General features: G+C 66.6%; 10 protein-coding genes. 6 read left to right on the top strand and 4 right to left on the bottom strand.

Going from position 1 to position 10510, the window contains the following annotated elements; translation table 11 throughout:
* The 4 genes from ACRDPS_RS14005 to ACRDPS_RS13990 form a co-directional block, all read right to left on the bottom strand.
* Positions 1 to 783: phosphotransferase (locus ACRDPS_RS14005; protein WP_431502258.1), on the bottom strand; the 783-nt coding region annotated here is incomplete at its 3' end.
* A complete protein-coding gene (locus ACRDPS_RS14000) occupies positions 780 to 1544 on the bottom strand; it encodes an AAA family ATPase (RefSeq protein ID WP_431502257.1) in 765 nt (254 codons plus the stop codon). The genes ACRDPS_RS14005 and ACRDPS_RS14000, both read right to left, overlap by 4 nt.
* 19 nt (positions 1545 to 1563) lie before the next feature.
* A complete protein-coding gene (locus ACRDPS_RS13995) occupies positions 1564 to 2475 on the bottom strand; it encodes a radical SAM protein (RefSeq protein ID WP_431502256.1) in 912 nt (303 codons plus the stop codon).
* Positions 2476 to 2565: 90 nt separating this feature from the next.
* Positions 2566 to 3210 (bottom strand): TetR/AcrR family transcriptional regulator, encoded by a 645-nt coding sequence (locus ACRDPS_RS13990; protein WP_431502255.1) that lies wholly within the window; start codon positions 3208 to 3210, stop codon positions 2566 to 2568.
* A gap of 298 nt (positions 3211 to 3508) precedes the next feature.
* Here ACRDPS_RS13990 and ACRDPS_RS13985 point away from each other — a divergent pair, with 298 nt between their 5' ends.
* From ACRDPS_RS13985 to ACRDPS_RS13960, 6 genes are all read left to right on the top strand, one after another.
* Positions 3509 to 4774: an XRE family transcriptional regulator gene (locus tag ACRDPS_RS13985; protein ID WP_431502254.1), complete on the top strand. Its 1266-nt coding sequence runs from the start codon at positions 3509 to 3511 to the stop codon at positions 4772 to 4774.
* Positions 4771 to 5340, top strand: coding sequence for a GNAT family N-acetyltransferase (locus ACRDPS_RS13980; RefSeq protein ID WP_431502253.1), 570 nt, complete (start codon positions 4771 to 4773; stop codon positions 5338 to 5340). Before ACRDPS_RS13985 ends, ACRDPS_RS13980 begins: the two co-directional genes overlap by 4 nt.
* A 121-nt stretch (positions 5341 to 5461) precedes the next feature.
* The gene (locus ACRDPS_RS13975; protein WP_431502252.1) at positions 5462 to 7171 is read left to right on the top strand and encodes a hypothetical protein; all 1710 of its coding nucleotides are present in this window, start codon (positions 5462 to 5464) and stop codon (positions 7169 to 7171) included.
* A 51-nt stretch (positions 7172 to 7222) separates the two neighbouring features.
* On the top strand, positions 7223 to 7840 hold the full coding sequence (locus tag ACRDPS_RS13970; RefSeq protein ID WP_431502251.1) for a helix-turn-helix domain-containing protein: 618 nt from the start codon (positions 7223 to 7225) through the stop codon (positions 7838 to 7840).
* A complete protein-coding gene (locus ACRDPS_RS13965; protein ID WP_431502250.1) occupies positions 7837 to 8418 on the top strand; it encodes a hypothetical protein in 582 nt (193 codons plus the stop codon). Before ACRDPS_RS13970 ends, ACRDPS_RS13965 begins: the two co-directional genes overlap by 4 nt.
* Before the next feature lie 375 nt (positions 8419 to 8793).
* Entirely contained in the window at positions 8794 to 10506 is a 1713-nt protein-coding gene (locus ACRDPS_RS13960) for a hypothetical protein (RefSeq protein ID WP_431502249.1), read from the top strand.
* The last annotated feature ends 4 nt before the right edge of the window (positions 10507 to 10510 follow it).

The raw sequence follows: 10510 nt of genomic DNA, 5'->3' as shown, positions 1-10510 counted from the left end.
GGTGTAGTCGCCCATGCGGGTGCGGCTGAGCATGCGTGTGATTGCGAGGAGCTGTGCGCGACGTCCGTCGGGTGAGTTGAGCATGTGGGTGAAGCGGTGCCTGATGGCAGCCGCGGTTTCGGGCACGAGGAGGCTGTGGCAGTACAGGGTGGCGATGTCGTAGCCGGACGGGGCCCGGCCCCACTGTTCCCAGTCGAGGATGACGAGACCGGGAGCGGTGAGGTTGGCCCAGTGCAGGTCGCCGTGAGAGGTCACCCAGTGTTCGACCTGGGGGTCGATGCGGTCGCCGAAGTACTCACGCAGCTGCTGAGTGACGTCGTCTTGGACCTTCGCCTCCCGCGTCGTCGACGTGGCCGCTAGCGCCTCGAGCGACGTACGCAGCTGGTCCAGCCACGCGTCGTCGACGGCAGGAGGTGTCGTCGCTGCAGGAATCGGCGAGGCCGGGGCATGGTCGACCAGCGTCATCACCTCGGTACGGAACCAGCGGTCCTCGTCACGGGTCTCGGCTGAGTCGAGGACGATCGGCTTGGGGACGCCGGCGATCTTGTTGGCCTCGAGGTTGCCGGTCCAGAACAGCATGTCGACCCACTGGGACTGCTCGGTGACGGTGCGAATCCACACCTCTTGCTCGGCGCGGGTGGCGCGGCCGGAGACGGAACGGTCGTACCAGCCCCATTGCCGTCCTTGATCCAGGACGCAGCCGAGTCCGCTGGCGGCGTCCATATGCGCGTCGGTGAGGCGGCGGCGGTGTGCCTGATCGGCGGGGCTGAGGGTTGTGCTCACCGGTCGGTGGTCTCATCGTCGATGACGTGGCGTAGGTAGGCGCGCGGGTCGTTCAGGTAGCGGCGCCAGTGGAATACCAGGTCGAGCTCGTCCCACTCGACACGGCGGAACCCGTGCTCTCCCACCTCGATGATGTCGGCGCCGGGCGTGGCCGCCAGGACGGGTGAGTGGGTGGCGCAGATGACCTGCGCGCCGGTGGTGCCGAGTTCGTGCATCCGGGCGACCAGTTCCACACTGGAGGTGAACGACAGCGCGGCCTCGGGCTCGTCCATCAGATAGAATCCGGGGTCGGTGAACATGTTGTCGAACACGGTGAGGAACCCCTCCCCGTGCGACATCTCGGAGGTGTCCTCGTCCCAGTAGCCGCGCATCCCTGAGACGGCGTTCATGAACCCGAACGCGGTCTCGGCGCGCAGGAAGTAGCCGCGGCGTCTTGTGCGGGACCCGGATCGGTGTGTGCCGCCGGCGAGGGTGGTGTCGAAGTCGACGGCGTCGCCGAGCGGGGTCTTGGGGCGGTCGTTGACGTACTTGCGCCCTGCGCGGCCGCCGTGCGCGTCCAGTCCCCACGCCTCGGCGAACGCTTCCACCAGTGTCGACTTCCCGGAGCCGTTCTCTCCCACGAGAAACGTGATCGGCTTGGAGAACGTCATGCCCTCCCGGACGAGCTGGGCAACACACGGCACGTCGTACGGCCACGGCCACCGACCGGGGTCACCGGCGGGGAGCTTGTGGTCGGGGACGTAGGCGCGGGTTGCGAGCATGAATCCAGTGTCCTACGCCTCAGCGGTACCCGGGGACACACGCACCGACGGGCCGACAATTGTTGGCGGGGCGGCAGGCTGGAGAGCAGGACGGGCCACACTGCGGATTGCACATCTTCGGCACGCACGGCATCTCGCGTGGGGCGAACTCTTCTGCGAGCTTCGCGCTGGCGTCCTGCATGGGCTGCCCGACCAGGATCTCGGCCAAGGTGGTGTCTTGAACGTTCCCGACGGGCATCCAACGGGAGAACACGCACGGCCACACCGCGCCGTCGGGGCCGACAGCGATCACTTCGTTGCCGCAGTTGCCGCACAACTGCGCCATGGAGGCTTCCTGGTCGCGGGTGCCCCTGCCCACCTGCCGCAGGTGGTCGACGCCGACATCGGTCACACCGAGCGCGGCGAGTTCGACGGATGCGGCATCGAGGTCCTGGTCGTCGAGCATCCCGATGATGCCGACGCGCATCGGGATGCCCCGCCGGGTCGCCTCGACGAGGTTGGCCTTGGTGCGAGGGTGCGTGTTGCGGCGCACGATCTGCAGGTGCTGGGCAGGGTCGGTGGAGTACCAGGAGCAGGCGAGACGTACGCCCGGCTGATCGAGTGCGTCCCACATCGCTGGGGAGACGTGGACGAGGTTGGTGAACACCTCCACGTCCAGGCCGCGCGCGAGGGCGTATCCGACGAGAGCTGGCAGGTCAGGATGAAGGGTCGGCTCGCCGCCGATGAACTGCACCATGGTCACGCCGAGGCCCGCGCACTCGTCGATGATCCGTTCCCAGTCGGTGACCGTCATGGTGCCGTGGTTCCCGGCTGGCCCAGACTCGGCGTAGCAGTGGACGCACTCGAGTTGGCAACGGCCGGTGATCTCCAGCCACACAAACCCGAGACGGCGCTTTGCCGCCGGGGGGACATCCTCGATGGTCTGGATCATTGGGTGCTCCTCGCAGGGTTGAGTTTCGACTGTGCTGGCCTTGCCGACCCGCCGCCACAGTCGATTGAGGCGACGGGCCGGCGAGGAGATCTAGAGGGTGCTCTCCGCCGAGGCGACGGTGGTCTCGTGGTGAAACCCAGCCAGAAGTTCAGATGCAGCCGAAGCTGCGGCGGCGATGGTCTCCTTGGGCACGTCGCACATCCTCAGCACCGCTGCTGCGATGCGATTCGCTCGATGAGGCGTCATTGCCGTCCCGGCGTTGCGGATGCCGGTGACGACCTCGATCGAGTGCATCAACATCTCGCCAAGCTCTGTGGCGTCGATGTCAGCGGTCACGTCGACCGAGGCGGCTTGGAGGCCGATGCGGCCGTAGGCGTCGACCAGTTCACGACGGGTGTGCTGGAAGTCGGCGTAGACCTCGCTGTTGGTCACATCGGACTGGGCGTAGAGGATGCCAACGTTGTGGGGCGCATCGGCCAGAGTGCGGATGTCGATCAGTGCGAGGAGATAGAGCGCGGTCGCGTGCGTCTCGGGCGGGACGAGCGTCTCGATCTTCTCGACCTTGTCCACCGTGGGGCGTACGGAGCGCTGCAAGAGCTCGGCGAGGATCTCGTCCTTCCCGGCGAAGTGATAGTACAAACTGGCTTGCCGAATACCGACTCGCTCCGCGATCTCCCGGGTCGAGGTAGCCGCAAAGCCGCGAGTCACGAACAGTTTCGCCGCCGCGTTGAGCACCTGGTCCCGTGGGGCTACGGCGCTGGTGTTTGGGACATGCCGCGGACGTCCGGGGGTCGCACGCCGAGATCTCATTCGATTTCCTCCGGTTGGTGGCGACCGCGGCCACCTATGCTCGTGGCGTCTCACAGGTCGCTGGCGCTTTTCGCCGGTATCCAGCGTTGAGGGAACGGGACCGACATCTCCACGAACACCCGGCAGACATCAACCGATATCGGCGGACATCGACCGGCATTCGGGCTGAGCCACTGACGTCGGGCCGTTTGCTCGGGCAAGGTGTGAACAGGAGGACGACCAGATGACATCAGCTGCACCTCGTACGACGCTCGAGGCGATCAAGATCGAGCGCGGCTTGACCTGGCGTGATGTCGCCCGTGCCGTGGAGCGCGCGTCGGCGGCCGGTGGCCGGTTGGTGTCGCTTTCCGAGGATCACGCCCGGAGACTTGGCACACGTGCGCTCGGCGAGGTTCAGCCGACGCCAGCGATCGCGCGGGCGCTGGAGGGCGCATTTGGTCATCCGGTCGTCGTTCTTCTCGGACCCCATGATCCGGCAGCAAGCCCACCGTCCGGACGCCCCAGCTACCAGGAGGCTCTCACCATGGCTGCCGAAAAGGCTCGCCACCTCGCGTTGAACATGCCAGGCATCGACGACTACTCATTGCTCGAGGAAGAGTTACGCGACCTTGCCCGGGCGTACCCGGTGCAGGCGCTTCCGGAGCTGATCAACCCGTTGGTCACGCTCCAGGATGCAGTTCACCAAGCGATCCTGCGCCCACGCCGACCAGGCGATGCTGCCCAGCTCTTCAGCATCGGCGCAATTACCGGTGGGATCCTTGCCAAGGCATCCCATGACCTGGGTGACCCGCGAGCCGCTGTCACCCAGGCACGCACGGCACTGATTCTCGCCGAGCAAGCTGGAAACACGACCGTCGCAGTGTGGCTCAACGGGTTGATGGCGCTGATCGCCTACTGGGACGGCAGGCCGCAGGAGTCGCTGCGCTACGTCGACCGTGGGCTGGCGACGAACGCCGTAAACAGCGCCGCGCTGTGGCTTGCGTCCTCAGGCGCACGCGCATGGGCGCGCCTCGGCAACGTGGAGCAGGCCACCGAAAGCATCCACCGAGCCGACGAGATGACTGAGGCCATGGAGCCCACCGACCTCGATGGCCTTGGTGGCATCCTCACCTTCACAGATGCAAGGGCGGCCTACTACGCCGCTGACGCGCTGAGCTGGCTGCCCAACCATCCAGAGAGCGACGGCGCAGCGCAACTGGCGGTTGACGCGTACGCAGATGACACACGAGACACCTGGGCCTTCGGCGACGCCGCTGGCGCATGGTGCGACCAAGCGATCATCCGAATTGCCAACGGCGAGGTGGAAGGGGCGGCCGAGTCCATCGCGCCCGTGCTTGAGCTTCCGCGGGACCTTCGGATCGGCGGCATCGTCAAGAGCGTCCAACGAGTCGGCGCTGCAGTGGAATCAGCACCCGACAGCCGGCCTGCCGACGACCTACGTGATCAGATCGAGGCCTTCGCCGCACGACCGTTGACGATGCGTCCATGACCGGACGTACGACATCACGATCCCTCAGTTTGGCTGCCGGTTCGCTTGTTCTACGGGACTTCGAGGAGGGCGACACCGATGGCATACACGCCATCGTCGGTGACGACGGGGTTACCTACTGGCTCAGCTTTGAATCTCGAAGTCGGGACGAGGCGCAGTCCATGCTCGACGGGATCCTGGAGCGACAGCTCGACACTCCACGCAGCGAGTACTACCTCGCCATCACCGAGTCACCCTCGACCGAGGTCATCATCGGCTTCGCCCGGCTCGGCCTGATGGGGGTCAAGGCAGCTGACCTGGGTTATGCGTTGCGACCCGAGTGGCAAGGCCGAGGCATTGCCCGAATGGCAGTCTCGCGAATGATCGAGTTCGGGCTCGGAGACCTCGGCCTGCACCGCATCACGGCCAACATCGGACCGATGAACACCTCAAGCATGCGACTCGTGGAGTCACTCGGCTTCCAGCGCGAAGGCACAATCCGCGACCACGTACACACCAACGGAGCCTGGCGCGACAGCGTCTCCTTCTCGCTGCTCGAAGGCGAGTGGCCGCCCGCGGCCGAGTGAGGAGCCGGGAACCATTTCCTCTGGTGGATACATCAGGGCGTGGGTCGTCGCCTGAACGAGTCTTCTCCTCTATCGTCGCTCCGTGGCTGATTCGGGGGGACCTGCAGGCGGAAGCGGAGGCATGATCAGGTGGGCGACCTTCGCGGGCGTGTGCGTGCTGGCGCTGGCCTGGTCGGCCTACTCGGTCGGCGCCCAGAACGGCTCGTTCCTGACCCAGGACTTCGGCGCGCAGTATCACCTCGCCAAGCTCACCGCTCACGGCGCGATCCCGCTGGTCGACTTCGAGCACGGCTGGAACGCCGGCTCCTTCTGGGTCAACGCGGCGCTCTACGGCGTCGCCAGCGGCAGCCCGACGATCTGGTACTTCCTCTGGGGACGCCTGCTCGGTGCCGGGCTCGGCGCCGTGCTCGCGGCCGCGATCGGGCTGCGTCTGCGGCTGCACCCGGCCGTGATGGTCGCGCTCGCGCTCGGGGTGCTGTTGCTCGCGACCCCGTTGCACATCAAGTACACGATCTGCCTGCTGTGGGTCTTCGTCCTGCTGCCCACCGGATGGATCGAGTCGCGCCCGCGCCTGGCCGCGATCGCGCGGGTGCTGCTCCCGGCGCTGGTCTTCTGGCAGTACGTCGAGCTGGCCGTGCTCCTCACCGGCGCCTCGGGGCTCTTCGAGCTCTTCGCGCGCCGGGACGCCTCCTGGCGCCAGCGGATCGTGAGCTGCGCCCAGCTGGCCGGCGGGTTCATCGCCGGGCTGGGGCTGGAGGCGGTGGCGTACAAGGTCTTGTGGGGGCTCTCCTTCTCCGACTTCAACCGCCAGGTGATCCTCGGGCAGACCGCGACGCACGCCGGGGCGCAGTACGCCGCGTGGGACTTCTTCGGGCTGCCGACCGAGTCCGGTCGGTTCTTCATCCTGGCGCTCTACCCGTTCGCGCTGCTGCTGCCCTTCGTGCCGCTGGTGTGGCAGCGGGTCTCCGACTCCACCCGCCTGGTGGCGCTGGCGGGCCTGGTCCTCGTCGTCGTCCCCATCCGCCGCGTCGACAACCCCCACACCACCACCGTCTCCGCCCTCGTCCTCCTCGCCGTCGTCCTGGTCGTCGCGGAGATGTGGGACTCGCGCGAGGTCTCGACAGGCTCTACCTCCGGGGGTTTCCGGTGGTCGAGCCTGTCGAGACCACCCCTCGCGTGGGCATTCGCCCTGCTCGGCGCCGCTTGGGCAGCCGCCACCCTCTGGATCGGCTTCGGCCTCCAGAGCATGCTCGGCGGAGTCGCACTCGTGACCCTGGCCGTCGCGGGGGCCTGCCTGGGTGCCACGTTCCTGCGACGAGCCGCCGCGGTCTCGGTCGGCGCGCTGCTCGTGCTGGGCTGCGTACCGGCTCTCGCCTCCCTCGACCATCTCAACGACATGCGCCGCGACGCGAAGTCCTTCGCGGTGAGCGACTCGATCGCACGCTGGGCCGGACCGGAGCACGACCGCTGCAGCGCCGGTACCCGCGAGGCGCTGGTGATGCCCAACTACCTCGAGCTCTATGACGCGTTGAAGATCACCAACCCGACGCCCTACTACCTGTTCCACTACGACTTCGCTCAGTACGAGGACGTGCTGGTGCCCCAGCTCGAGGACGGCTCGATCCCGGTCATCATCGAGACCATGCCCCTGCACACCCCACAGCCCTGGCTCACCGACGCCATCCACGCCAACTACGTCCCGTGCGCCATCGTCAGGATCGAGAAGCAGGGCGTCGCCGTCACCATCTGGACCCACAAGTCCCGCGGCGAGATCGAGCAGCGCGATGTCACGATCCGCGGCGGCGAGCGGATTCCCACGGACAGAGCCTGAAGCATCGCTCCGTTATCGAATTCGATAACGGGGTGGTGCTATACTTGCATCATGCAGCAGCAGAAGCTGGACCGTGACACCCAGGAAGTCATCGACTTCCTGGGGCGTTCGGCTGCGATCAGTGGGCTCTCGCAAGCAGCGTTCGCCCGTGCGCTCGGGACCTCCGCCCCGCGGATGTCTACCTATCTGACCGGGGCCACGCGGCCCTCCGCGTGGTTCTGTGTCCGTGCGCACCGGCTGGCAAGGGCACTTGCGGATGCGAGCGAGCGCCGGCTGATGTCTGCTCCGGAGACCGCAGTCGAGATCAGGCGCGCACTCCGGACAGGAGAAACAGCTTGGGCATGGCGGATGCTGCTCCAAGGGCGCGACCACCTTCGTCTGATGCTCACCGACCGCATCTACGCCGAGCTTGATCTGACGGATTCTTGGGAGGCTCTCCCGGGAACGACCGGTGACAACGGCTTCGACGCGCTGCTCGCTGCCCTCGCGTTCCATGAGTTCGATGAGGCAGGGCGCTCTGCCCCGGGATGGACACGTATCGAGCCGCTCGAGGACGAGTGGCGGCCACCTCATCCCTTTCTCAGTCCGGAGCGCGTCGTCGACCGTACTCCGGACTGGCTCCGCCGACTGCGCATCTATGTACCTGAGCGCGACCTGGCTACAGCATGAGTTCTGAGCGTCGCCATGAGCTCACCGGCGCCGAGATTCACGAACTGCTGTCGGTGCTCGATGAGCGCATGCGCCGCCGAGGTCTCGCGGCCTCGGTCTTCGTCGTCGGTGGCGCGGCTATCGCCGCGACCGGTGTGCGTCATGATCGCGTGACGCTCGACGTCGATGGCATAACCCGCGAACCTGCGGTGATCGAGGAGGCGAGGGCTCTGGCCAGCGAGCGAGGGATGCCGGTGAACTGGCTGAACTCGAACGCGAACATGTGGATGCCGCCCCTTCCGCCAGGTGTGCTGATGGCCCCTACCGAGCCGGGACTCCGGGTGACCTACGCTGCGGACGATTTCCTGCTAGCGACGAAACTCATCGCGCAGCGGACCAAGGACGCGGATGACATCGTCGCACTCGCTGCGAAAGTTGGACTGCGTGAGCCCGAGGAGCTCGAAGCTCTGGTTCGGCGCTTCTACACCGACGAAGGCGCGTTGGAGTTCATCATCGACGGCAACGACATCGATCGAGAGATCAAGCTGGGTGCCGAAGATGCGGCGCGCCTGATCAAGCGCCGTACAGGACAGAGTTGATAACACGATCCGGCGTGCCGGTGCGCGGTAGTCGGCAGACGCGTAACGCGAAACGCGTGGTGCTCCTCGCGACGGCACGGCTAGCCGACAGTTTGGCACTTCCGCTGGGCCGCCTTCTCGCTGCGGCGATCGGGGCTGCGCCTGCGGCCACACCCGGCCGCGATGGTCGCTTTGGCGCTCGGGGCGCCGCTGTTGGCGACCCCCGCTGCACATCAAGTACACGATCTGACTGCTGGGGCCCTCGCAGGAGACGGAGCACATCGTTTAGGACCTAGGTCCTGGCGATCCTCGCCCCCAGGAGCCTGCAGCAGCGCGTACCTTCGGACCATGCTCGATGCGGCGGCCACGGCGGCAATCCCCTCGCATGCGCACCGAGTGCGTGAACCGATCGGAATGGTCAGATGGGCCACCTTCGCGGTGATCGTCGTCGTCTCCGTCGTACGTGCTGCCTTTACCCTCACCGCGCAGATGGAGCCGTTGACCGGGGACACGGGAGCGCAGTACTACCTGGGCAAGCTCACGGCCGAGGGCGCGGTCCCACTGGTCGACTTCCAGCACGGCTGGAATGCCGGTTCCTGGTGGGTGAACAGCCTGGTCTATCGGCTGGCCGGCGGCGACCCCCTCTGGTGGGAGTTCCTCCTGGGCCGCTTCTTCGCAGTGACCCTGTCGGCAATCCTCGTGGCCGCGATCGGCCTGCGCAGACGCGTACATCCGGCGGCGATGGCCGCAATGGCGCTGGCTGTCCTGACAATCGCGTCACCGGCACAGGTGAAGTACGTCCTCCCTGTCGTCTTCGCGTTCCTCCTCCTGCCAGGAGGCCGTCTCGACTCCGGACGCTGGCCGTTGGTGGTGCGCTTAGTGGTCCCGGCGGCTCTCTTCTGGCAACACGTCGAGCTGGCGATCCTGTTGACCGGTGCGGCGGGGCTGTACGAGCTCATCGGACGGGAGAAAGCACCGGTGCGGGAGAGGCTCACGCGATGTGTCGCCCTCGCCGTCGGTATCCTGGCCGGGTTCGTATCGGAGGTGCTCTTCTACCGGATCGGCTACGGGATGAGCCTCGGCGAGTTCAACCGCCAGGTCGTCCTCGGTCAGGCCCAGCAGTTCCCGAACCACTTCGGCTGGCCCTTCTTCGACGTGCCGTCTGATGGGGAGGGCTACCTCATCGTGGCGGTCTATCCCTTCCTCCTGCTGCTGATCTTCGTGCCGGTCATCTGGCGCCTGGCGAGCGAGCCGACACGGTTCCTCGCGTTGTGCGCTCTTCTTCTCGCGACCGTCCCGATCCGGCGCCCCGGGCCCGGGCACACCGAGACCGTGAGCGCGCTGGTGTTCGCGGCTCTGATCTTCGTTCTCTGTGACGTGTACGACCGCAGGGACGAGGTCTCGTTGCCGAGCCGGCCGCAGTCGATGTCCAGCTGGCAGGTAGTGACCGCGATCGTGGGGTTCGCGACGGGGGCGGCGTGGGTGGGTGCGGCTCTTGCCTTCGGTTTCGGCGCCCACAGCCTCATCGGGCCGGTCATCCTCGTGCTCGTCGTCAGCCTCATGATGATCGGCACGAGGCTGCGGGCGAGGCTGATCGCAGTATCGGCCGGTGCCTGCCTCGTCCTGGGGGCGGTGCCCCTCGCCTCAGCTGTCGAGCACGTCGATGATCTGAGCCGGGACAGTCGTCAGCTCGAGGCCGCCGATGTCTGGGGGGACGCGGTACAGCCCGAGGTGACACGGTGCCTGCAAGGAGGCCGCACCGCATTCGTGCTGGGCAACCACCTGTCGTTGTACGACGCCCTCGACATCGAGAACCCGACGCCGTTCTACCTGTTCCACTACGACTTCGGTCGCAATGAGAAGCAGTTGACGGCGATGATGGGCAGAGGAGAGGTCCCTGTCGTGTTGCAGGTGACGGCGATGGCCCGCGGCGGCTGGGTGGAGTCCGCGATCGAGAAGGACTATGAGCCCTGCGCCGAGGTCTGGATAGCGGAGGACCATCAGCGGATCCGCATCTGGGCGCACCGCTCGCTCGAGCCGTTCAAGAAGCGTGCCGTGACGGTCAAGCCCGACGGCACCAGAACCTCAGGCAGACTGCCTACCCCTTAGAGAT

The organism is Nocardioides sp., assembly GCF_050699375.1.
In the GTDB taxonomy this organism is placed as follows: Bacteria; Actinomycetota; Actinomycetes; order Propionibacteriales; family Nocardioidaceae; genus Nocardioides.
This window is presented reverse-complemented; position numbering and strand designations above follow the sequence as displayed.

What these genes read in the sequence shown, in the direction of transcription:
- ACRDPS_RS13985 (WP_431502254.1), top strand. Translation starts at nt 3,509, where the DNA reads ATGACATCAGCTGCACCTCGTACGACGCTCGAGGCGATCAAGATCGAG.
- ACRDPS_RS14000 (WP_431502257.1), bottom strand. Translation starts at nt 1,544, where the DNA reads ATGCTCGCAACCCGCGCCTACGTCCCCGACCACAAGCTCCCCGCCGGT.
- ACRDPS_RS13975 (WP_431502252.1), top strand. Translation starts at nt 5,462, where the DNA reads ATGATCAGGTGGGCGACCTTCGCGGGCGTGTGCGTGCTGGCGCTGGCC.
- ACRDPS_RS13970 (WP_431502251.1), top strand. Translation starts at nt 7,223, where the DNA reads ATGCAGCAGCAGAAGCTGGACCGTGACACCCAGGAAGTCATCGACTTC.
- ACRDPS_RS13980 (WP_431502253.1), top strand. Translation starts at nt 4,771, where the DNA reads ATGACCGGACGTACGACATCACGATCCCTCAGTTTGGCTGCCGGTTCG.
- ACRDPS_RS13995 (WP_431502256.1), bottom strand. Translation starts at nt 2,475, where the DNA reads ATGATCCAGACCATCGAGGATGTCCCCCCGGCGGCAAAGCGCCGTCTC.
- ACRDPS_RS13965 (WP_431502250.1), top strand. Translation starts at nt 7,837, where the DNA reads ATGAGTTCTGAGCGTCGCCATGAGCTCACCGGCGCCGAGATTCACGAA.